The organism is Shinella sp. SUS2 (assembly GCF_001262505.1).
Classification (GTDB): Bacteria; Pseudomonadota; Alphaproteobacteria; order Rhizobiales; family Rhizobiaceae; genus Shinella.
The window spans coordinates 92,333-115,336 of record NZ_KQ410735.1; the positions used below are offsets into that span (position 1 = coordinate 92,333).

The 23,004-nt window shown below is 62.0% G+C and carries 20 protein-coding genes; 9 read left to right on the top strand and 11 right to left on the bottom strand.

Going from position 1 to position 23,004, the window contains the following annotated elements:
- Positions 1–113: 113 nt before the first annotated feature.
- On the bottom strand, positions 114–2,069 hold the full coding sequence (acs, locus tag AKG11_RS20990; RefSeq protein ID WP_050745355.1) for an acetate--CoA ligase: 1,956 nt from the start codon (positions 2,067–2,069) through the stop codon (positions 114–116).
- A 232-nt stretch (positions 2,070–2,301) separates the two neighbouring features.
- Here acs and AKG11_RS20995 point away from each other — a divergent pair, with 232 nt between their 5' ends.
- The gene (locus tag AKG11_RS20995) at positions 2,302–3,003 is read left to right on the top strand and encodes a DUF1013 domain-containing protein (protein WP_023516580.1); all 702 of its coding nucleotides are present in this window, start codon (positions 2,302–2,304) and stop codon (positions 3,001–3,003) included.
- Between the two features lie 60 nt (positions 3,004–3,063).
- Here AKG11_RS20995 and AKG11_RS21000 read toward each other — a convergent pair whose 3' ends face one another.
- Positions 3,064–4,968: a propionyl-CoA synthetase gene (locus AKG11_RS21000; RefSeq protein ID WP_050745404.1), complete on the bottom strand. Its 1,905-nt coding sequence runs from the start codon at positions 4,966–4,968 to the stop codon at positions 3,064–3,066.
- Between the two features lie 134 nt (positions 4,969–5,102).
- Positions 5,103–5,762: a YggS family pyridoxal phosphate-dependent enzyme gene (locus AKG11_RS21005; RefSeq protein ID WP_050745356.1), complete on the bottom strand. Its 660-nt coding sequence runs from the start codon at positions 5,760–5,762 to the stop codon at positions 5,103–5,105.
- 198 nt (positions 5,763–5,960) lie between these two features.
- Between AKG11_RS21005 and leuS the strand changes: the two genes are divergently transcribed.
- Genes leuS through holA form a run of 3 tightly spaced genes read left to right on the top strand, consistent with a single transcriptional unit; the run spans position 5,961 to position 10,144 of the window.
- Positions 5,961–8,591, top strand: coding sequence for a leucine--tRNA ligase (gene leuS, locus AKG11_RS21010; protein ID WP_050745357.1), 2,631 nt, complete (start codon positions 5,961–5,963; stop codon positions 8,589–8,591).
- Positions 8,578–9,102 carry an LPS assembly lipoprotein LptE gene (gene lptE, locus AKG11_RS21015; RefSeq protein ID WP_050745358.1) on the top strand — a complete coding sequence of 175 codons (525 nt, stop codon included), beginning with the start codon at positions 8,578–8,580 and terminating at the stop codon, positions 9,100–9,102. The genes leuS and lptE overlap by 14 nt, the downstream gene beginning before the upstream one ends.
- A 7-nt stretch (positions 9,103–9,109) precedes the next feature.
- On the top strand, positions 9,110–10,144 hold the full coding sequence (gene holA, locus AKG11_RS21020) for a DNA polymerase III subunit delta (RefSeq protein ID WP_050745359.1): 1,035 nt from the start codon (positions 9,110–9,112) through the stop codon (positions 10,142–10,144).
- A 15-nt stretch (positions 10,145–10,159) separates the two neighbouring features.
- Here the strand turns inward: holA and AKG11_RS21025 are convergent, their stop codons facing one another.
- The 8 genes from AKG11_RS21025 to hemE all read right to left on the bottom strand — a co-directional run bounded on the left by AKG11_RS21025 (position 10,160) and on the right by hemE (position 18,946).
- Positions 10,160–11,050: a ParB/RepB/Spo0J family partition protein gene (locus AKG11_RS21025; protein ID WP_023514416.1), complete on the bottom strand. Its 891-nt coding sequence runs from the start codon at positions 11,048–11,050 to the stop codon at positions 10,160–10,162.
- Positions 11,051–11,074: 24 nt separating this feature from the next.
- Positions 11,075–11,869: a ParA family protein gene (locus AKG11_RS21030; RefSeq protein WP_050745360.1), complete on the bottom strand. Its 795-nt coding sequence runs from the start codon at positions 11,867–11,869 to the stop codon at positions 11,075–11,077.
- Between the two features lie 13 nt (positions 11,870–11,882).
- Positions 11,883–12,518 (bottom strand): 16S rRNA (guanine(527)-N(7))-methyltransferase RsmG, encoded by a 636-nt coding sequence (gene rsmG / locus AKG11_RS21035; RefSeq protein ID WP_050745361.1) that lies wholly within the window; start codon positions 12,516–12,518, stop codon positions 11,883–11,885.
- Positions 12,515–14,404: a tRNA uridine-5-carboxymethylaminomethyl(34) synthesis enzyme MnmG gene (gene mnmG, locus AKG11_RS21040; protein ID WP_371260122.1), complete on the bottom strand. Its 1,890-nt coding sequence runs from the start codon at positions 14,402–14,404 to the stop codon at positions 12,515–12,517. The genes rsmG and mnmG overlap by 4 nt, the downstream gene beginning before the upstream one ends.
- A gap of 66 nt (positions 14,405–14,470) precedes the next feature.
- Positions 14,471–15,796 (bottom strand): tRNA uridine-5-carboxymethylaminomethyl(34) synthesis GTPase MnmE, encoded by a 1,326-nt coding sequence (mnmE, locus tag AKG11_RS21045; RefSeq protein WP_050745406.1) that lies wholly within the window; start codon positions 15,794–15,796, stop codon positions 14,471–14,473.
- Positions 15,797–15,923: 127 nt separating this feature from the next.
- Entirely contained in the window at positions 15,924–17,189 is a 1,266-nt protein-coding gene (rho, locus tag AKG11_RS21050; RefSeq protein WP_024271281.1) for a transcription termination factor Rho, read from the bottom strand.
- A gap of 186 nt (positions 17,190–17,375) precedes the next feature.
- Positions 17,376–17,915 (bottom strand): protoporphyrinogen oxidase HemJ, encoded by a 540-nt coding sequence (gene hemJ, locus AKG11_RS21055; protein ID WP_050745362.1) that lies wholly within the window; start codon positions 17,913–17,915, stop codon positions 17,376–17,378.
- The gene (hemE, locus tag AKG11_RS21060; protein WP_050745363.1) at positions 17,912–18,946 is read right to left on the bottom strand and encodes a uroporphyrinogen decarboxylase; all 1,035 of its coding nucleotides are present in this window, start codon (positions 18,944–18,946) and stop codon (positions 17,912–17,914) included. Before hemE ends, hemJ begins: the two co-directional genes overlap by 4 nt.
- 404 nt (positions 18,947–19,350) lie before the next feature.
- On the opposite strand from hemE, the gene AKG11_RS21065 reads away from it, so the two are divergent.
- From AKG11_RS21065 to dnaQ, 5 genes are read left to right on the top strand one after another with little or no spacing between them, the layout of a single operon-like run.
- The gene (locus tag AKG11_RS21065) at positions 19,351–20,172 is read left to right on the top strand and encodes a pyruvate, water dikinase regulatory protein (protein ID WP_023513438.1); all 822 of its coding nucleotides are present in this window, start codon (positions 19,351–19,353) and stop codon (positions 20,170–20,172) included.
- A gap of 25 nt (positions 20,173–20,197) precedes the next feature.
- A complete protein-coding gene (locus AKG11_RS21070) occupies positions 20,198–20,794 on the top strand; it encodes a Maf-like protein (RefSeq protein ID WP_050745364.1) in 597 nt (198 codons plus the stop codon).
- On the top strand, positions 20,787–21,644 hold the full coding sequence (locus AKG11_RS21075) for a shikimate dehydrogenase (protein ID WP_050745365.1): 858 nt from the start codon (positions 20,787–20,789) through the stop codon (positions 21,642–21,644). The genes AKG11_RS21070 and AKG11_RS21075 overlap by 8 nt, the downstream gene beginning before the upstream one ends.
- Entirely contained in the window at positions 21,644–22,234 is a 591-nt protein-coding gene (coaE, locus tag AKG11_RS21080; protein ID WP_050745366.1) for a dephospho-CoA kinase, read from the top strand. Before AKG11_RS21075 ends, coaE begins: the two co-directional genes overlap by 1 nt.
- A complete protein-coding gene (dnaQ, locus tag AKG11_RS21085) occupies positions 22,234–22,938 on the top strand; it encodes a DNA polymerase III subunit epsilon (RefSeq protein ID WP_023513442.1) in 705 nt (234 codons plus the stop codon). The genes coaE and dnaQ overlap by 1 nt, the downstream gene beginning before the upstream one ends.
- The last annotated feature ends 66 nt before the right edge of the window (positions 22,939–23,004 follow it).

Consider the following 23,004-nt stretch of genomic DNA (forward strand, 5'->3'; position numbering starts at 1 on the left):
GATCCCCGACAGACCCGAGGATAGCGACCGAGGGTAGGAAACTCCCGCTCAAACAAAACCACCTCAAACGAAAACGGCGGCCAGTGGCCGCCGTTTCGCTTTATGTTTCAGGCTCAACCCGCAGCCTTGTTCTGCCGGTTGGCGATCAGGTCGTCCACCACGGCCGGATCAGCGAGGGTGGACGTATCGCCGAGAGAGCCAAAATCGTCCTCGGCGATCTTGCGCAGGATGCGGCGCATGATCTTGCCGGAACGCGTTTTTGGCAGGCCGGGCGAGAACTGGATCTTGTCCGGCGTCGCGATCGGGCCGATCTCCTTGCGCACATGCTTGACGAGGTCCTGGCGCAGCGCATCGGTGCCTTCCTCGCCAGCCATCAGCGAGACATAGCAGTAGATGCCCTGGCCCTTGAGGCTGTGCGGATAGCCGACGACGGCGGCTTCCGAGACCAGATGGTGCGAGACGAGGGCCGATTCAATTTCGGCCGTGCCGAGGCGGTGGCCGGAAATGTTGAGCACGTCGTCGACACGACCGGTGATCCAGTAATAGCCATCCTCGTCACGGCGGCAGCCGTCACCGGTAAAATACTTGCCCTTGTAGGTCGAAAAATAGGTTTCGACGAAGCGCTTGTGATCGCCATAGACTGTGCGCATCTGGCCCGGCCAGCTGTCGGTGACGCAGAGGTTGCCGTCGGCCGCCCCTTCCAGCACGTTGCCTTCATTGTCGACAAGCTGCGGCTTGATGCCGAAGAACGGCCGTGTCGCCGAACCGGGCTTGAGCTCCGTGGCGCCCGGCAGCGGGGTGATCAGAATGCCGCCGGTTTCCGTCTGCCACCAAGTGTCGACGATCGGCGAACGACCTTCGCCGACGACGTTGTAATACCATTCCCAGGCTTCCGGATTGATCGGCTCACCGACCGAGCCGAGCAGGCGCAGCGACGAACGCGACGAGCGCTTCACGAAGGCATCGCCAGCGCCCATGAGGGCGCGGATCGCCGTCGGAGCGGTGTAGAAGATGTTGACCTTGTGCTTGTCGACCACCTCCCAGAAGCGGCCGGCATCCGGGAAGTTCGGCACGCCCTCAAACATAAGCGTGGTCGCACGGTTCGCCAGCGGACCGTAGACGATGTAGGAATGGCCGGTGACCCAACCCACGTCGGCCGTGCACCAGTAGATATCGCCGTCCTGGTAGTCGAAGACGTATTTGTGCGTCATCGAGGCATAGACGAGGTAGCCGGCCGTGGTGTGCAGAACGCCCTTCGGCTTGCCGGTGGAGCCCGACGTGTAGAGGATGAAGAGCGGGTCTTCCGCCTTCATCCTGGCCGGCGGACAATCGCGCGGCACGGTCAGCACTTCCTGGTGATGCCAGATGTCACGGCCCGGCGCCCAGCCGATCTTGCCACCGGTGCGGCGGACAACGAGCACCTTGTTGACGATGACATGGTTCTTGGCGGCGATGTCGATCGCCGTGTCGGTGTTTTCCTTCAGCGGAATGGGTTTACCGCCGCGCACACCCTCGTCGCAGGTAACAACGAAGGTCGATTCGCAGTCGACAATGCGGCCGGCCAAGGCATCCGGCGAGAAGCCGCCGAAGACGACGGAGTGCACGGCGCCGATGCGCGCGCAGGCGAGCATGGCATAGGCCGCTTCCGGGATCATCGGCATGTAGATGGTGACGCGATCGCCCTTCTTGACGCCGTGCTTCTTCATCACGTTCGCCATGCGGCAGACGTGTTCATGGAGCTCGTTATAGGTGATCTTCTTGTCGATATAGGGGTTGTCGCCTTCCCAGATGATGGCGACCTGATCACCATGCGCCTTGAGATGGCGATCGATGCAATTGTAGGAGACGTTGGTGATGCCGTCTTCAAACCACTTGATCGGCACCTTGCCGGTGAACGACGTGTTCTTCACCTTGGTATAGGGCTTGAACCAGTCGATCCGCATGCCGTGCTTGTCCCAGAAACGCTCCGGGTTCTCGATGCTTTCGCGATACCAGTTCTGATAGGTTTCGTTGTCGATCAGCGTGCGGCTTTTCGCGGACTTCAGCACCGGATAGGTCTTTGCGGACATGGATTCCTCCTCACTGCGCATGGGCGGGCAAGCCGTGTCTCCTCCGGTCCCCCGCATCTCCGTCGCCATACATATCAGGTCAAATCCTTCGGGCAATTAGACAAAAGGTCATTTGCGCTTGAAGAATTGCATTTCTGCGACAGTGATTGTATAGAGGGCCGAATTCCCGGAACATAGTGGTTACACCCCACGGCCCGCGACACCGGCGCGGACGGACAGAAGGACTATATCCATGGCTCAGCAGCTCCTCATGCCAAAGGCGACCGCGGTCTGGCTGGTCGACAACACGGCGCTGTCGTTCGACCAGATCGCCACATTCTGCAAACTGCACCCGCTCGAAGTGAAGGCCATCGCCGACGGCGAATCGGCGCAGGGCATCAAGGGCCTCGACCCCATATCGACCGGCCAGCTGTCGCGCGAGGAAATTGCCCGTGCCGAAGCCAATCCGAATCACAAGCTGAAGCTGTCCGAACCGAAGGTCCGCGTGCCGGAATCCAAGCGCAAGGGCCCGCGCTACACGCCGGTCTCCAAGCGCCAGGACCGCCCCAACGCCATTCTCTGGCTCGTGCGCAACCATCCGGAACTCAAGGATGCGCAGATCTCGCGTCTCGTCGGCACGACCAAATCGACGATCGAGCAGATCCGCGAACGCACCCACTGGAATTCGACCAACCTGACGCCGATGGATCCGGTAACGCTGGGTCTGTGCTCGCAGATCGACCTCGACCTCGAGGTCGAACGCGCCTCGAAGGGTCGTCCGCTGCCGACCGCCGCCGAGCTCGGCGCAACGCTCGAATCCGCGCAGGAAACGGAAAAGCTGCCCTACAGCACCGACCGCGAGGAAGAGAAGGAAATCGACGCCGATGCCGTCTTCGCCAAGCTGAAGTCGCTGAAGTCGGCCACGCCGGACGAGGATGAAGACGACCGCTTCTAAGCGCCGTTCATCACCAGACAGCAAAAACCCGGCCACCGAAATGGCCGGGTTTTTTGTTGCTCAAACGATCCGCCGACCCGACAGGACCTCGGCAATCTCGTCCAGGATAGAGGGATCGTCGATGGTCGCCGGCATCTTCCAGTCCACCCGGTCCGCGATCTTCTGCATGGTACCGCGCAGGATCTTTCCGGAGCGCGTTTTCGGCAAGCGCTTTACGCAGATCGCCGTCTTGAAGGCGGCGACCGGGCCGATGCGCTCGCGCACAAGGCCGACAACCTCTTGCTCCACGACCGATGATTCACGTGAAACACCGCTCTTCAAAACGAGGAAGCCGGCCGGCAACTGGCCCTTCAACGCATCGGCGACGCCGATCACGGCACATTCGGCGACATCCGGATGGCTCGCGCAGACCTCTTCCATCGCGCCCGTCGAAAGACGGTGACCGGCAACGTTGATGATGTCGTCGGTGCGCGACATGATGAAGACGTACCCGTCTTCGTCGATGTAACCGGCATCGGCCGTCTTGTAGTAGCCGGGGAACTCCGAAAGGCAGGCTGAGCGGAAACGCTCGTCGGCATTCCAGAAGGTCGTCAGGCAGCCAGGGGGGAGGGGCAGCTTGATGGCGATGTTGCCGAGTGTGCCAGGCGAAACCTCGTGGCCGGCATCGTCGAGCACATGCAGCTCATAACCTGGCATGGGCACAGTCGGGGAGCCGTGTTTCACCGGCAGCGGCCCAAGGCCGAGCGGGTTGCCAACGATCGGCCAGCCGGTTTCCGTCTGCCACCAGTGATCGATGACCGGCACGCCGAGCACCGCTTCGGCCCAGCGGATTGTATCCGGATCGGCCCGCTCACCGGCCAGGAACAGGGCCCGCAGGCTGGAAATGTCGTGCCGCTTGACGAGTACACCTTCCGGATCCTCCTTGCGGATGGCGCGGAAGGCGGTCGGGGCGGTGAAGAGCACCGAGACCTTGTAGTCCTCCACCACCCGCCAGAAGGCGCCCGCATCCGGCGTGCCGACCGGCTTGCCCTCGTAGAGCACCGTGGTGCTGCCATTGAGAAGCGGTGCATAGACGATGTAGGAATGGCCGACGACCCAGCCGATATCCGACGCCGCCCAATAGACCTCGCCGCGCTCCACGCCGTAGAACGCCCGCATCGTCCAGGCCAGTGCCACCATGTGGCCGCCATTGTCGCGGATGACGCCCTTGGGCTGGCCGGTCGTACCTGACGTGTAGAGAATGTAGAGCGGATCCGTTGCCGCCAATGGCACGCAGGGGATTTCACGCCCATCCTCCCGCGCCGCCGAAAGCGCAGGGCCGAGATCCACATCACGCCCAGGCTTCAGCTCCGCCACCAGTTCCGGCCGTTGCAGCACGAGGCAACGCTCCGGCTTGTGCCCGGCCAGCTCGATCGCCGTGTCGAGCAACGGCTTGTAGGCGACCACGCGATTGGGCTCGATGCCGCAGCTGGCCGTGACGACGAGTTTCGCGGTGGAATCGTCGATGCGCGCTGCGAGTTCGTTCGCGGCAAACCCACCGAAGACCACCGAATGGATCGCCCCGATGCGCGCACAGGCCAGCATGGCGAAGATCGCCTCCGGGATCATCGGCATATAGAGAATGACGCGGTCGCCCTTCTCTACGCCCTGATCGACGAGCACTGCCGCCATGGCATTCACATGGGAAAGGAGGTCGCCGTAGCTGTAGCGCGCCTTGCGACCCGTCACCGGGCTGTCATAGATCAGCGCCGTATCCCCGCCATGCCCGGCCGCCACATGCCGGTCCACGCAATTGTGACAGGTGTTGCCGACCGCATCGGGAAACCAGCGCCCGTAAACGCCCTGCGCCGCGTCGAAAATATCCGTCGGTTCGCTGAACCAGTCGATCGCCCGGGCCGCCTCGGCCCAATGACCCCTGTGGTCATTCTTCCACGACCGATAGATCTCGGCATAGGTCTTCTGCATCGCATCCTCCATGTCCGGCCATGAAACCGGCCGGTCCTCCATGGGGAGGAGAATAGGAGAGGACGATGCTTCGGAAAAGCCAGACGAAAGCCTCAAGCGGCAAATTGCCCCTTGAAGACCGTCAAGCGGGGACGTCAGCGCGTTCCAAAAATCGCGGAACCGACACGCACACTTGTCGCGCCAAAGCCGATGGCCACGTCATAGTCGCCCGACATACCCATCGACAGGCGGTCGAGGTTGCAGCGTTCGGCGAGCTTTGCGAGCAGCGCGAAATGCGGGCCCGGATTTTCCTCCGCCGGCGGAATACACATCAGCCCCTCGATGGTGAGGCCGAGCTCGTCACGGCAGAGCGTAACGAAAGCGACCGTGTCATCAGGCGCGATGCCGGCCTTCTGCGGTTCAAGCCCGGTATTGACCTGGACATAGAGCCGCAGCGCACGCCCCTGCCGCGCCATCTCGGTAGCGATCGCGCGGGCGATCTTTTCCCGATCAACAGTCTCGATGACATCGAAAAGGGCGACGGCCTCGGCCGCCTTGTTGGATTGCAACGGGCCGATCAGATGAAGCTCCATGCCGGCCGTTTCGGCTCGCAGCATGGGCCATTTGCCCTGGGCCTCCTGCACGCGGTTCTCACCGAACACGCGCTGCCCGGCGGCAATTGCCGGGCGAATCGCTTCGGCATCGAAGGTTTTCGAGACCGCCACCAGCGTCACCGCCTCGGGTCTGCGGCCGGCTTCAACGGCCGCCTTGCTGATCCGGTTGCGAACGTCCTCGAGACGGTCCTGAAGGTCCATGGTCACTCTCCATCGGCATCTGGTTCCGGACCTAGCGAAATCGGCGCCGTTTGCCAAGCGCGCGCATGTCGCATCCCTTCTGCCAGGAGGCCGGAAAACTTGACGCTTCGGCGGTTTCATGATGAAGGTCTCGGCACCATATTCGCATGGGCGCACCGCCCTCCAAGACTCCCAAAAGACTTCCGGAACATCAAAGACATGGCCACCGAACGTTACAATCCGCGCGATGCCGAACCCCGCTGGCAGGCAAAATGGAATGACGACAGCGTCTTCCTGACCAAGAACGACGATCCGCGCGAAAAGTACTACGTCCTGGAAATGTTCCCCTATCCGTCTGGCCGCATCCACATGGGCCATGTGCGCAACTATGCGATGGGCGACGTCGTCGCGCGCTACAAGCGCGCCCGCGGTTTCAACGTGCTGCACCCGATGGGCTGGGACGCCTTCGGCATGCCCGCCGAAAACGCCGCCATGCAGAACAAGGTGCACCCGAAGGGCTGGACCTACGACAACATTGCGACCATGCGCAACCAGCTGAAGTCCATGGGCCTGTCGCTGGACTGGTCGCGCGAGTTCGCCACCTGCGACGTGGAATACTATCAGCGCCAGCAGCACCTCTTCCTCGATTTCCTGGAGAAGGGCCTCGTCTACCGCAAGCAGTCCAAGGTGAACTGGGACCCGGTCGACCATACGGTTCTGGCCAACGAACAGGTCATCGACGGTCGCGGCTGGCGCTCCGGCGCACTCGTCGAGCAGCGCGAGCTGACGCAGTGGTTCTTCCGCATCACCGATTTCAGCCAGGACCTGCTCGATTCGCTGGAAACGCTTGACCAGTGGCCGGAGAAAGTCCGGCTGATGCAGAAGAACTGGATCGGCCGCTCGGAAGGCATGCTGGTGCGCTGGGAGATCGCCGCCGGCGCGGATCTCGCCGGCGAGAAGGACATCACCGTCTACACCACCCGTCCCGACACGCTGTTCGGCGCCTCCTTCATCGCCATTTCCGCGGACCATCCGCTCGCCAAGGCCGTTTCGGCGAAGAACGCCGAGATCATGGCGTTCTGTGAGGAGTGCCGCCGTGCCGGCACCTCGCTCGCCGCACTTGAGACGGCGGAGAAGAGGGGCATGGACACCGGCGTCCGCGTCCGCCATCCCTTCGATCCCAGCTGGGAGCTGCCGGTCTATGTCGCCAACTTCGTCCTGATGGACTACGGCACGGGCGCCATCTTCGGCTGCCCTTCCGGGGATCAGCGCGACCTCGACTTCGCCCGCAAATACGACCTGCCGGTCGTGCCGGTCGTGATGCCTGAAAACGGCGACGCCACCACCTTCGCCATCGCCGACGAAGCCTATGTCGGCGACGGCGTGATGATCAATTCCCGCTTCCTCGACGGCCTCAGCACCGACGCCGCCTTCGAGGAGGTGGCAAAGCGCCTGTCGGCCGCAACGCTCGGCAACGCCCCGCAGGGCGAGCGCAAGGTGAACTTCCGCCTACGCGACTGGGGCATTTCGCGCCAGCGCTACTGGGGCTGCCCCATTCCGGTCATCCACTGCGAGGATTGCGGCGTCGTGCCGGTTCCGAAGGCAGACCTGCCGGTCAAGCTGCCCGACGACGTCACCTTCGACAAGCCGGGCAACCCGCTCGACCGCCATCCGACCTGGCGCCACGTCGCCTGCCCGCAATGCGGCAAGGACGCCCGCCGCGAGACGGACACGATGGACACCTTCGTCGATTCGTCCTGGTACTTCGCCCGTTTCACCGCCCCGTGGGAGAACGACCCGACGGATCCGGCCGCAGCCAATGCCTGGTTGCCGGTCGACCAGTATATCGGCGGTATCGAACACGCGATCCTGCATCTGCTCTATTCGCGCTTCTTCACCCGCGCCATGCAGGTTGCCGGCCATCTCGACGTGAAGGAGCCGTTCAAGGGCCTTTTCACCCAGGGCATGGTGGTGCATGAAACCTATAGCCGCACCGTCGCCGGCAAGCGCGAATGGGTGACACCCGCCGAAATCCGCATCGAGGAGATCGACGGCAAGCGCCACGCGACGCTTCTCGAATCCGGCGAAGAAATCGCTATCGGCTCCATCGAGAAGATGTCGAAGTCGAAGAAGAACGTCGTCGATCCCGACGACATCATCGCCTCCTATGGTGCCGACACGGCCCGCTTCTTCGTGCTCTCCGACTCTCCGCCGGATCGCGACGTCATCTGGTCGGAAGCCGGCGTCGAAGGTGCCCACCGCTTCGTCCAGCGCGTCTGGCGCCTTGTTTCCGAAGCCGCACCGGCCCTGAAAGCAGCGGAAAGCCGCCCCGGCGCGGACGGTGAAGCGCTCGCCGTCTCCCAGGCGGCGCACAAGACGCTGAAGGCCGTTCAGGCCGACTACGACAAGCTTGCCTTCAACAAGGCCGTTGCGCGCATCTACGAGTTCGTCAATGCGCTTGCCGCTCCGCTCACCACCGCTGCTGCCGGCAAAGCCTCGAGCGACCTTATCGCCGCCCTGCGTGAAGCGGTTGGCATCCTGATCCGCATCGTTGCGCCCATGACGCCGCATCTGGCGGAAGAATGCTGGCGCACGGTCGGCGGCGAAGGCCTCGTCGCGACAACCCCTTGGCCGTCCTACGAAGACCGCCTCGTCGCCGACGACGAGATCACGCTGCCGGTGCAGATCAACGGCAAGAAGCGCGCCGATTTGACAATCGCCCGCGATGCGGACCAGACTACCGTCCAGGCGGCCGTCCTGGCGCTCGAAGCGGTTCAGGCCGCCCTTGCCGGCCAGCAACCCAAGAAGATCATCGTCGTACCACAGAGGATCGTGAATGTTGTTGTCTGACGGAACCGGCCTCTCGCGGTTCGCCAAGGCGTTTGCCGGCATCGCCATCCTTGGCGTCGTCGCCGGCTGCCAGGTGCGGCCGCTTTACTCCACGCCTGCCGGTACGGAGGGCAAGCTTGCCGCCGTGGCCATCTCGAAAGCCGATGACCGCGTGGAACAACAGGTCCGCAACGACCTGATCTTCCTTTTCTCCGGTGGCGCCGGCGAGACGCAGAGCGCGCTTTACCACCTCGAACTCAACGTGACGGTCCGCAAGATCGGCGTGCTGCTCGACGTGCGTGACGACATTCCCCGCGCCGGCCGCATCGTCGTTTCTGCGGACTACAATCTCGTGCAGACCGACTCCGGCGAAACACTGGCCTCGGGCAAGCGCTCCGCAGTCGCTCTCGTCGATTATCCCGTGCAGGAATTCGCCAAGCTGCGGGCGGTCAGGGATGCGGAGAACCGCGGTTCCCGGGAGCTGGCAGAGCTGATCCGCGCGGATGTCGCGTCGGCTCTCGGCCGTCGCTGAGCCGGCTATGGCCGAAGTCAAGTCGCACGAGTTCGACGGTTTCCTGAAGCGCAAACCGCTGCCCGTGCGGCTGTTCCTTGTCTATGGACCCGACCGGGGCCTGGTTTCGGAGCGCGCCGCGGCGCTCGCCGCCGTCAGCGGCGTCGACCTCACCGATGCCTTCTCCGTCGTGAAACTCGATGCCGGCGAGATCGGCGGTCAGCCCGGGCGGCTGATCGACGAGATGAACGCGATCGGCCTTTTCGGTGGCGATCGTCTGGTCTGGATCCGCAATGCCGGCAGCGAAAAGGGCCTTTCCGACGCGTTGGACATCCTTGCCCAACAGCCCGCAGGTCCCTCAACGCTGATCATCGAAGCCGGCGACCTGAAGAAGGGCGCCGGACTGCGCAAGGTGGCCGAATCGAGTTCCGCCGCCGTCGCCATTGCCTGCTATGCAGACGACGGGCGCGCCCTCCAGGCCCTCATCGACCAGGAACTGGCCTCGGAAGGCCTGCGCATTTCACCTGCCGCCCGCACGCGTCTGGTGGAAACCATCGGCGGAGACCGGCTCGCTTCGCGCAACGAGGTGCGCAAGCTGGCGCTCTATTGTCGGGGCAGGGAACTGATCGAGGAGCAGGACGTCGAGGAGATTGTCGGCGACGCCAGCGCGATCTCGACGGATGACGCCATCGACGCCATTCTGAAGGGTGACAAGGACGGTTTCCTGCACGCCATACAGAAGATCGTTTCCTCCAAGACGCCGGTCTTCCTTGTGCTGCAAGGGTGCCTTCGACAGTTCCAGCTCCTTGAGTTGATGCGCGCCGAAATGGATGAAAAGCGAGCGCCCGCCGCCCAGGCCATGGCAACCCTTGGCCGGCATCTGCATTTCCGGCGCAAGCCGATTGTCGAGAACGCGCTGAAAAGCTGGACAGGTCCGGCACTCCGTCGTGAAACACAGCGTCTTCAGGCCGCCATCCTGCAAAGTCGGCAGCGCCCGGCACTGGAAGACACGATCGCCATGCAAACCATGCTGGCGACCGTTCTGCAATCCGCCCGCCGCTGAATCCGGCTAAGGATTCTACCGTCGCTCGAGAAGCCGGCAGATTTCCTCAAGCTGTTCGAGGGTCTTGTAAGCGATCCGCAGCTGCCCGCCGCTTCCCTTGTGATTGACGGTCACATCAAGCCCGAGAACATCCGAAAGCGTGCGCTCGAGCGCCAGCGTATCGGCATCCTTCTCGTCCTTGCGCTGCGCCTGCCCGTGGTTCGGATCGCTTTGCGCCTTGATATCGTTCTGCGCAAGACGCTCCGTATCACGCACCGACATGCCCTTCGCAACGACGCTTTTCGCCAGGGCGATCGGATCGGACGTCGGGATAAGCGCCCGCGCATGACCGGCGGAAAGCGAGCCGGACGCCAGCATATCGCGCACCGGTTCGGGAAGCTTCAGCAGACGGAGACTGTTTGCCACATGGCTGCGGCTCTTGCCGATGATCTCGCCAAGATCGTTCTGCGTATAGCCGTGATCAGCAATCAGCAGCTCGTACCCCATCGCCTCTTCCAGCGGATTGAGGTCGGAGCGCTGCACGTTTTCCACGATAGCGATTTCGAGGGCCGTGCGGTCGTCCACATCCCGGATGATGACCGGAATATCGGTAAGCCCTGCCAGCTGAGCAGCGCGCCAGCGGCGCTCGCCGGCGATGATTTCATAACGATTGTCCGCGGTCGTTCGTACCACGACCGGCTGAACAATGCCATGCTGGCGAATGGAGGACGCGAGATCCTGAAGTTCCGACTCATCGAAATAGCGCCGCGGATTGCGCGGATTGCGGCCGACGAACTCAATCGGAACCAGGCGATCGGGATTGACCGCTGGCCGCTCGCCGACATCGGTTGCGGGCAGCTGATCCATTTCCCCGATCAGGGCGGCGAGACCACGGCCAAGGCGCCGCTTCGAATTGTCTTCATTCATCGGATCTACTCACGGATACTGAAATCAGGCAGCCCGACGCTGCCTCTCACGCTGAATCACCTCGGAGGCGAGCTGAAGATAGGCCTGGCTTCCGGCGCATTTAAGATCATAGAGAATTGCCGGCTTGCCATAGGAAGGCGCTTCGGAAACGCGCACATTGCGCGGAATGAGCGTGTGATAAACCTTTTCGCCGAGATGCGTGCGCACATCGTTGACGACCTGCTGCGCTAGATTGTTGCGCGAGTCGAACATCGTCAGCACGATACCCTGGATATCGAGATACGGATTGACGGTGCGACGCACCTGATCCACCGTCTCCAGCAGCTGGCTGAGGCCCTCCAGCGCGAAGAATTCGCATTGCAGCGGAACCAGCACGGAATGAGCCGCGGCAAGCGCATTCATGGTCAGGAGATTGAAAGAGGGGGGGCAATCGACCAGCACGTAAGAGTAAGACAGCGCCTCCGCCGATGCCAAAGCCCGCCGCAGCCGGAAGACGCGGTCGTTCTGCTGCGCGATCTCCATCTCGATACCAAGGAGATCCATCGTCGACGGAATGATCGCCAGATTGGGAACCGCCGTCGGCAACACCGTCTCGGCAACACCATGGCTACCGATCAACAGGTCATAGGAGGAGAGCTCACGGTTGCGGCGATCTATTCCGAGACCCGTACTGGCGTTGCCCTGCGGGTCCAGATCGACGATCAGCACACGCTCGCCGATGGCAGCCAGTGCCGTAGCGAGGTTGATCGCGGTCGTCGTCTTCCCTACGCCACCCTTCTGGTTTGCAATGGTGATGATCCGGTTCTTTTCGCCTGCCATGGAGATCCGCCAATCACTCGCGTTTTCGCGAAAGCTTCGAGATTTCGAGCACTACCGAGTCCGGCTCGACGACACTGGCATGTTTTACCAGATCGAATCTCCACCTTCCATGCGCTTTCTCGACCTCCCGCTGATAATCCCGGCCTTTGTGGAGGAAAAACTTGAGGTCCGGGTTGCGCTCCGCCCACGGCAGCCCGAAATCCATCAGAAGATCCAGATCCGCCAGCGCCCGGGCCGAGATCGCATCGCAATGTTCGATCGCTGCAGGCGCCTCTTCGATACGAATCGCATGAACCGAGGCGCGAGCGCCCGTCTCCAAAATAGCGGTTCGCAGAAAAGCAGCCTTCTTGTTGTTGCTCTCAATCAGATGGATCCATCCGTCACCCACCCCCGCCAACAGAATGCCGGTGACAATGCCCGGAAAGCCGCCACCGCTGCCAAGATCGGCCCAGACACGGGGACCGGGGCACTGTGCATAAATCTGTACGCTATCGACGATATGCCGGCTCCAGACTTCGGCCAATGTCGAAGGGGCCACCAGATTGATGGTCTTGGCCCATTTCTGAAACAGGGCAACAAAGACGTTCAACCGGTCTTCAGTTTCACGTGAAACATTCAGACGGAAAAATTCTCGAGGTAAGTTGCTCATGCACTGGCAGTCCGTTGTATCGATGCCGTATCGGGCACACGCTTGAGATAGGCGAGCAGAAGCGTCAGTGCTGCTGGTGTCATGCCGTCCACCCGCGCCGCCTGCGCCAGATTTGACGGTCGGGCCACAGCCAGTTTCTGCTGGAGTTCGATGGAAAGGCCGGGCAGGGCACTGAAATCGAACCCTGCCGGAATTCCGCGTTCTTCCTCCCGACGTGCCTCAGCGATATCGGCCTCCTGCCGGCTCATATAGACCGCATAGCTGGCCTCAATCTCGACAGCATCCCGAACCCGTGGCGAAAAGGTTTCAAGCTCCGGCCAGACTGCCGCCAACCGGGCGAAGTCGATATCCGGATAGGCCAGCAAATCATAGGCGGTACGGCGCACGCCGTCCTGGTTGATCCGGATGCCCTTGCCCGCAGCTTCGTTCGGCGAGAGCCTCAAGGCCGCGAGCCTTTCGCGCGCAACCAGCATCTCCGCAGACCATTGATCAAAACGCTGCCGTCGATCCGCGCCGACCACGCCAAGCGCCATTCCCGCCGGCGTCAAACGCACATCGGCATTGTCTGCGCGCAACGAAAGGCGGTACTCCGCCCGCGAGGTGAACATGCGATAGGGTTCGGTCACACCACGCGATGTCAGATCATCGATCATGACGCCGATGTAGCTATCCGTACGGCTGAAGACGTGGCCGTCCATGCCTGCCGCCCGCCGCGCCGCATTCAAGCCGGCCACCAACCCCTGCGCCGCTGCTTCCTCATAACCGGTCGTGCCATTGATCTGTCCGGCCAGGAAAAGTCCCGCCTGGCGCCGCGCTTCCAAGGTGGCCGACAGTTCCCGCGGATCAACATGGTCGTACTCGATCGCATAGCCCGGCTGCAGGATACGGGCGCGCTCCAGGCCCGGGATCGTGTGAATGAAAGCCTGCTGCACATCCGCCGGCAGCGACGTCGAAATCCCGTTTGGATAGACGGTGTCATCATCAAGACCCTCCGGTTCGAGGAAGATCTGATGACCATCGCGCTCCCCGAACTTGACGATCTTGTCCTCGATTGAGGGGCAATAGCGAGGACCGACACCTTCGATCTGGCCGGAATACATCGCCGATTGGCCGATATTCTCTTCAATGATGCGATGGGTCGCCGAGGTTGTTCGCGTCACACCGCATTCGATCTGCGGTGTGACGATGCGGTCCGTCATGAAGGAGAATGGCACCGGTTCTGCGTCCGCCGCCTGGCGTCCGACCGCGGCCCAATCGATGGTGCGACCATCCAACCGTGCGGGCGTGCCGGTCTTCAGGCGGCCAAGTTTGAAACCCAGATGTTCGAATGTCGCGGAGAGCCCCAAAGAAGGCTCTTCACCGACCCGACCGGCCGGGATTTTTTCGGAGCCGATATGAATAAGTCCGCGTAGAAACGTGCCTGTTGTGATGACGACGGCGGCACAAGCGAGCTGCCGCCCGTCTTTCAGGACGACTCCGGCGATCCTGCCATCCCTGCAGTTCAGATCATAAGCATCACCCTCCACAACCGTCAGGCCGGAAAGCTGCGCAATCTCTGCCTGCATGGCTTCGCGATAGAGCTTTCGGTCGGCTTGTGTACGAGGGCCGCGTACAGCGGGGCCCTTGCGGCGGTTCAGCAAGCGAAACTGAATGCCTGCACGATCCGCGACCCGTCCCATCAATCCGTCGAGGGCATCCACCTCACGAACGAGATGCCCTTTGCCCAAACCGCCAATCGCGGGGTTACAGGACATGACCCCGATCGTCGACGCCTTGTGGGTCAGAAGGGCTGTTCGTGCGCCGAAGCGCGCTGCGGCGGCAGCCGCCTCCACGCCGGCATGTCCACCCCCGATCACCACCACATCATATGTCATTTCTTCTATCATCCCGCACCACCTGTTTCACGTGAAACGTACAAAGCGACTCGTGTACGTTGTGCTGTTTCACGTGAATCATTTGCCTATGCAAAATTCCGAAAAGATCACGTCGAGCAGATTTTCCACGTCCACCCGTCCCGTGACCCGACCCAGTGCCTGTCCGGCCAATCGAAGATATTCGGCCTGTATATCCAGGCCCCGCTCATCCGCCTCCAGAGCGGATTCAATGTGATCGCGCGCCATGATCAGATTGTCCGTGTGGCGCTGGCGGGTCGGCAATGCCAGGGCATTTGCCTCGCCCAGATCCGGCAAATGGGTACCCACACGATCAAGAAGCTCGGCAATACCCTGCCCCGTCTGAACCGAGATGACGACATCAGCGCCCGAATTGGGCGATGCGTCATCCTGTAGATCAGCCTTGGTCCGGACGCGAACAACAGGGCCGCTATAGCCGTTGACGAAGGTTTTCCAATCGAAGTCTCCTTCCGCGGACAGGAGAAGAACCAGATCGGCTTCCGCCATCGAGCGCTGCGTCCGCCGGATACCTTCTTGCTCGACGAGATCGTCCGTATCCCGCAAGCCAGCGGTATCATACAGCCGAACAGCGAAGCCGTCGAGGTCGAGATCAACATGCAGGACATCCCGCGTCGTCCCGGGAATCTCCGTGACGATCGCCACGTCGCGTCGCGCCAGATGGTTCAGCAGGCTCGACTTGCCGGCATTCGGCGGGCCGGCAATCACCACTTTTAGGCCGTCACGGACAATCTCCCCGGCTCTGGCACCGGAAAGATGGTTAAGGATTTCCTGCTCCAAGCACCGCATATCCGTCCAGACACTGCTTGCTACGGAACCAGGCACATCATCTTCGTCGGCGAAATCCAGCTCTGCCTCGATCATCGCGCGAGCGTGCGTTAGTCGTTTCGCCCACGAATCGTAAAGCTTCGAGAGTCCGCCGGACGATTGCTCTGCCGCCAAGCGGCGCTGCATCTCCGTCTCGGCGCCGATCAAATCGGCAAGGCCCTCGACCTCCACCAGATCTATACGGCCATTCAAAAAGGCCCGGCGGGAAAATTCTCCGGCCTCAGCCGCCCGCAAACCAACCATCCCGGCCAGTTCCGCCAGCACTGCCTTGACCGTCGCGCGCCCCCCGTGGATCTGGAGCTCCGCGCAATCCTCCCCCGTGAAGGAGCTCGGACCCGGAAAAAACAGCACCAGGCCCTTGTCGAGCGTCTCACCGTTCCGGTTTCGAATCGAACAAAGGGAGGCACGCCGCTCCTCCGGCTGGCGACCACACAGGGTCTGAACCGCTGATCCGCTGGCCGAACCGCTCAGGCGTATCACCGCCACGCCGGAGGGCAGGCCTCCGCTCGAAAGGGCAAAGATCGTGTCCGTGGAATGCATGGTCTCATTATTCCGGGTACGAATCGATAAATCCATTTCGGGAAAGAATCGAATTTTCCCACTTCAAACGAAAATGGTCCCGGCTTGCGGCGGGACCATGCAGCGTAACGACGACGAGGCGTGTCGCTTACGTGTTCATCGAGTCGAAGAAGTCGCCATTGTTCTTCGTCTGCTTCAGCTTGTCGATCAGGAATTCGATCGCATCCGTTGTGCCCATCGGAGCGAGAATGCGGCGCAGGACGAAGATCTTCTGGAGATCCTGGCGGGGCACCAGAAGGTCTTCCTTGCGCGTGCCGGACTTGAGAATGTCCATCGCCGGGAAGATGCGCTTGTCGGCAACCTTGCGATCAAGCACGATTTCCGAGTTGCCGGTGCCCTTGAACTCTTCGAAGATCACTTCATCCATGCGGCTGCCTGTATCGATCAGCGCGGTCGCGATGATGGTCAGCGAACCGCCTTCCTCGATATTACGTGCCGCGCCGAAGAAGCGCTTCGGGCGCTGCAGCGCATTCGCGTCGACGCCACCCGTCAGCACCTTGCCCGAGGACGGAACGACGGTGTTGTAAGCGCGGCCGAGACGGGTGATCGAATCCAGCAGGATGACGACGTCGCGGCCGTGCTCGACGAGGCGCTTCGCCTTCTCGATGACCATTTCGGCGACCTGCACGTGGCGCGTCGCCGGTTCGTCGAAGGTCGAGGAAACAACTTCCCCCCGCACCGAACGCTGCATATCCGTCACTTCCTCCGGACGCTCGTCGATCAAGAGGACGATGAGATAACATTCGGGATGGTTGGCGGTGATCGAATGGGCGATGTTCTGCAGGAGAACCGTCTTACCCGTCCGCGGCGGAGCGACGATGAGGCCGCGCTGGCCCTTGCCGAGCGGGGCGACGAGATCGATGACACGCGGAGAAAGATCCTTCGAGGTGGGGATCTCGAGTTCCATCTTGAAGCGCTCGTTCGGGTAGAGCGGCGTCAGGTTGTCGAAGTGAACCTTGTGACGGATCTTTTCCGGATCGTCGAAATTGATCGTGTTGACCTTCAGCAACGCGAAATAGCGTTCACCTTCCTTCGGGCCGCGGATCGGGCCCTCCACCGTATCGCCGGTCTTCAGCGAGAAGCGGCGGATCTGGGAGGGCGAGATGTAGATGTCGTCGGGGCCCGGCAGATAGTTCGCATTGGCCGAACGCAGAAAGCCGAAACCGTCCTGCAGCACTTCGACCACACCTTCGCCGATGATTTCCACGTCCTGCGCGGCCAGCATCTTCAGGATCGCAAACATCAGTTCCTGCTTGCGCATCGTGCTCGCGTTCTCGACCTCGAGCGATTCGGCAAAGGCAAGGAGGTCGGTCGGAGTCTTGTTCTTGAGGTCTTGTAGCTTCATTTCGGCCATGAATGGTCCATGCTGGCTGTCATCGGGATGGGAAAAGGCGTGCGGGTCAAGGCCGAACTGCGGGGGAACGGTGCAGTTCACTGAACGAATACACATGCCACGAAAGATGAGATGCGCGGAAAATAGCGGTTCCGGTGCTGGCCCGCAAGGGGGCATCGGAATTTCATCCGTTTTGCCGCAGAGGGCCTAAAACGGCTTCACGACGACCAGGATGACGATGAGGATCATCAGAAGCGCCGGCGCCTCGTTCCAAAGCCGCCACTGACGGCCTGTCTTCGTGTTGCGATCCTCGGCAAACGCCCTCACGGCGCGGCCGTAGAACTGATGCACAGCCGAGAGCAGCACGACAAAGGCAAGCTTGGCATGCAGCCAGCCGCCCTGGAAACCATAGACCGACCAGGCGAGATAGAGACCGAGCAACCAGGAAAGGCCCATCGCGGGCTGCATGATGACCCGGTAAAGCCGCCGCTCCATCACCTTGAAGACCTCAGCCTCAGCCGAGCCGGGCGAGGCATCCGTGTGGTAGACGAAGAGCCGCGGCAGGTAGAGCAGACCCGCCATCCAGGAGATGACGGCGATGATGTGCAACGCCTTGATCCAGAGATAGAGATCCTCGGGCGGATAGAGAACGAGGAGAAGCGCCAGCAGCGCAAAGACGGCGAGCGCCACTGCGGCCCGCAGCCGCGCCCGGCGCCCGGCGCTCTCGCCCGCTTGTTCCTCGCTCACCGCGCCCCTCCGCGCACACGCGCCACAAGGCGCGTGACGTTGTCCGGATCCGCCTGCGGCGTGATCCCGTGGCCGAGATTGAAGATCAGCGGCCCGTTGCCGAGCGCCTGCAGAATGGCATCGATGCCCTCATCCAGCGCTGCGCCGCCGGCAACGACACGCATCGGATCGAGATTTCCCTGGACGGGACCCTCCTTCTGCAAGTCGGCCGCAACGGAGAGCGGCACGGACCAGTCGAGGCCGATGGCATCGGCGCCAGTCTGCTGCCGGTAGGATTTCAGCTGCAGGCCTGCCCCCTTGGCGAAGGCAATGACCTTGGCCTGCGGACGGCGGGCCTTCACCGACGCAATGATCCTGTGCACCGGGCGGACGGCAAAATCGGCAAACTCCCGCTCGCCGAGAACGCCAGCCCAGGAATCGAAGATCTGTACCGCATCGGCGCCGGCATCGATCTGTGCCACGAGGTAGTCAGCCGAGAGTTCGGCAAGCACATCGAGCAGATGCGCGAAGGCGCGCGGCTCCTTGTAGGCGAAAAGACGCGCGGGCGCCTGATCCGGGGTACCATGGCCGGCGATCATGTAGGTGGCGACGGTCCAGGGCGCCCCGCAGAAGCCGAGCAGCGCCGTTTCCTCGGGCAGGGCACCCCGAATGCGGCCAACCGCTTCTATGACCGGTCTGAGGTGCTCTGCGACCCCGTCTGTCTTCAGGGCGAGAATACCATCTGGATCGATCGGGTCGAGACGAGGGCCATGACCCTCCTCGAAGCGGACATTGCGCTTCAGGGCATCGGGAATGACGAGGATATCGGAAAACAGGATTGCAGCGTCGAAACCGTAGCGACGGATCGGTTGCAGCGTTACCTCCGTCGCCAGCTCCGGCGAATAACAGAGATCGAGGAAGCTTCCTGCTGCCGCGCGCGTCTGCCGATATTCCGACAGATACCGTCCGGCCTGGCGCATCAGCCAGAGAGGAGGAGGGGAGACCGTCTTCCCGTTCAGGACATCGACGATCTTCCGGTTTTTCGCAGACACCGCGGGGTTCTCCCAATCTTTAAATAATCTCTTTGAAAAGGTTTCTATTTCTTAGAGTCGGTGACTATCAAGGATTAAATCCTCTCCACAGGGATACAGCCTTGCCGGCAGTGCTGGGGAAAAAGCAATGTGCACAGAGATATTTCTGGCCTGGAAGGCGGAAAACCGGATTCGTCATTTTGAATCAAGAGGATTCTTGATGTCGCATGGAAAGCCTTCCTGTGGATGACGTGTGGAGAAGCGCGACACTTTGCCGTGTCATGAGTCTTATCCACATGCACCGTGAATCCTCGTCCCGTCTCCCGCGGATTGTGGACAAAATGGCAGTTATCCCCTTGCCTCTGGGTCCCTGCCGTTCTTAGCTCACCGTTCTCCCGGTTCATCAACAGGGGGCGGAGGATATTGTGGAAAGCACCAAAAACTACTTCCATCTGCACCTGATATCGGACTCGACGGGCGAGACGCTGATTGCCGCAGGGCGGGCGGCCGCGGCGCAATTCCAATCATCCCAGGCGCTCGAACACGTCTATCCGCTGATCCGCAACCGCAAGCAGCTCATGCCCGTGCTCGACGCCATCGATGGTGCGCCGGGCATCGTGCTCTATACGATCGTCGACCGGGAGCTGTCCGAGATCATCGACCAGCGTTGCCGGGAGATGGGCGTGCCCTGCGTTTCCGTGCTCGAACCGGTCATCGATCTCTTCCAGTCCTATCTCGGTGCACCGTCGCGGCGGCGGGTCGGTGCGCAGCATGTAATGAACGCGGAGTATTTCGCGCGCATCGACGCGCTGAATTTCACGATGGATCACGATGACGGGCAGCTGCCTGCCGATCTGGACGAGGCGGATGTCATTCTCATCGGCATCAGTCGAACCTCGAAGACACCGACGAGCATCTATCTCGCCAATCGTGGCATCAAGACCGCCAATGTGCCGATCGTGCTTGGCGTACCGCTTCCGGAGCGGTTGGCGGCGGCGGCAAGACCGCTGATCGTCGGGCTGATCGCCACAACGGATCGCATTGCCCAGGTGCGGCAGAACCGGGTACTCGGCCAGACGCAGGATTTTCGCGGCGATGACTATGTCGACAGGGCGCAGATTTCCGAGGAGCTGAAATATGCGCGCGCCATCTGCGCGCGCAACAACTGGCCGATCATCGACGTTACCCGGCGCTCGATCGAGGAAACGGCCGCCGCCATCGTTGCTCTTCGCCCGAAGCTTCGGTAACCCGGAGCGGCAAACGGAGATTTTCATGACACTGCTGATCCTCGCCTCGCAGAGCCCCTTTCGCCGCATGCTGATGGAAAATGCCGGCCTTGCCTTTGAAACAGAGGCGGCCGCCATCGACGAGCGTGCGGTCGAAACGGCGCTTGCCGCCCGCAAGCCGACGCCGCAGCAGGTTGCCGAGACGCTGGCGACCGAAAAGGCGCTGGATGTCGCAAGGGGTCGCCCCGGTGCGCTCGTCATCGGCTCCGACCAGACATTGTCCCTGGAAGGGCGTGTGTTTCACAAGCCGGCCGACATGGCGGAAGCCAGGACTCATCTTCAGGCCATGTCCGGCCGCACCCATTCCCTTAACTGCGGCATTGCTTTGGTGCGGGACGGCGCGACATTGTGGAGCCACGTTTCCATCGCGCATCTGACAATGCGCCCGCTCTCGGATGCTTTCATCGATCGACATCTGGCCCGGGTCGGCACGCGGGTTCTGGCAAGTGTTGGAGCCTATCAGCTCGAGGGGGAGGGCGTGCAGCTCTTCGAGCGGATCGACGGAGACTACTTCACAATTCTGGGCCTGCCGCTGCTTCCGTTGCTGGCTAAACTTCGCGATCTCGGTGCCATCGATGCATGATTCACGTGAAACATTCGTTCGCCACGCCTTCGTGACGGGCTACCCGGTCAAACATTCGCGCTCGCCGCTGATCCATGGCTTCTGGCTAAAGACGTTGGGATTGCAGGGATCCTACACGCGGCAGGAGGTTTCACCCGAAGACTTCGCCGGCTTCATTTCCCGGCTGAAGAGTGGAAAATCCGGCTTCGTTGGCGGCAATGTCACCATCCCGCACAAGGAAACGGCCTTCGCGCTTGCCGACCGGCCGGATGCATTGAGCGAAGAACTCGGTGCGTCGAACACGCTCTGGCTGGACGAGGGCCGGCTGCACGCGACCAACACCGACGGTTTCGGTTTTCTTGCCAATCTCGATGCCGCTTCACCGGGATGGGACAGGACGGATCGTGCTGTTATTCTCGGGGCTGGCGGCGCCAGCCGGGCGATCATCCAGGCGGTGCGCGATCGCGGCATCGGCGAAATCCATGTCGTCAACCGCACTCTGGGGCGGGCGCAGGAACTCGCCGATCGGTTCGGAGCGAAGGTGCATGCCCACGCCATGGCCGCCTTGCAAGAGGTCTCGGCGGGTGCGGGGCTCTTCGTCAACACGACGTCGCTTGGTATGGATGGCGAGGCGGCACCGGATTTCGACTTCTCGCCGCTGGCAGGGGGCGCTGTCGTGACCGACATCGTCTATGTGCCGCTGGTCACTCCCATCCTGCGCCAGGCGGCCGAGCAAGGGTTCGCCACGGTCGACGGCCTCGGCATGTTGCTGCACCAGGCGGCGCCGGGTTTTGAAAAATGGTTCGGTGTCCGGCCCACCGTCGATATGAACCTGCGCCGGTTGATCCTCGCGGACATGGAGGCGCACTGATGATCGTGCTCGGCCTTACCGGATCGATCGGAACGGGCAAGTCGACCACCGCGGCAATGTTCCACGATCTTGGCGTGCCGGTGCACGATGCGGATGCGACGGTGCACGATCTCTACCGCACCGATGCCGTTGCTCCGGTTGCAGAACACTTTCCGGAAGCGCTCAAGGAGGGGGTCATCGATCGCAAGACGCTATCGGCGACGCTTGCGCGGTTCCCGGACCGCTTCGCCGCTTTGGAGGCGATCATCCATCCGCTCGTGCGGGCGCGGGAAAAGGCCTTTCTCGATGCGGAACGGGATCGTGGTTCGCCACTCGTTTTGCTCGACATCCCGCTTCTTTACGAGACGGGGGGCGAGGGGCGGGTTGACAAGGTTGTCGTCGTCACCTGCGATCCCGATATACAGAGACAGCGCGTGCTCGCCCGCCCGGGCATGACGGAGGAGAAATTCCAGCTCATCCTGTCGCGCCAGATGCCGGACGCCGAAAAACGCAGGCGCGCCGATTTCCTCATCGATACCGGTAGGGGACTTGAAGCGGCGCGCAAAGCGGTGGAAGAGATTGTCGAAAGCCTGAAGGGACAAGAGGACTGATGCGCGAGATCATCTTCGATACGGAAACGACCGGCCTCGACAACAAGCTCGACCGCGTCATCGAAATCGGCGGCGTCGAGCTGGAGAACCATTTTCCGACCGGCCGCACGCTGCACCTCTTCGTCAGCCCCGGCGACCGCAAGGTGCATCCGGATGCGCTTGCCGTGCACGGTATCACGGACGAGTTCCTCAAGGACAAGCCGCCCTTCGCCGATCTCGCACAGCAGATACTCGATTTCTTCGGCGATGCCCGCTGGGTGGCCCATAATGCCAGCTTCGATATGGGTTTCATCAATGCGGAGTTCGAACGCATCGGTCTGCCGCCGATACTGCAGGAGAAGGTGACGGACACGCTGGCGCTGGCGCGCCGCAAGCATCCGATGGGACCGAACTCGCTCGATGCGCTCTGCCGGCGCTACGGGATCGACAATTCGCACCGTACGAAACATGGCGCCCTGCTCGATTCCGAGCTTCTCGCCGAAGTCTATATCGAGATGATCGGCGGCCGGCAGGCGGCGCTGGGGCTCGGCATGGCGGAAAGCGGTCGCCGGGCGCTGGTCGAGATGGAGGACGATGTCGTTCTGCCGCTCGGTGTCAGGCCGAAGCCGCTTGCCTCCCGCCTCTCCGAAGAGGAGAGCGCTGCTCATGGCACCATGGTGCAGAAGATGGGCGACAAGGCAATCTGGGCGAAATACGGCGGGTGAATCCGGCTCAGCTTCCCTGAGACAAAAGAAAACGCCCGGTCACCTGGTGGCCGGGCGTTTTCTTTG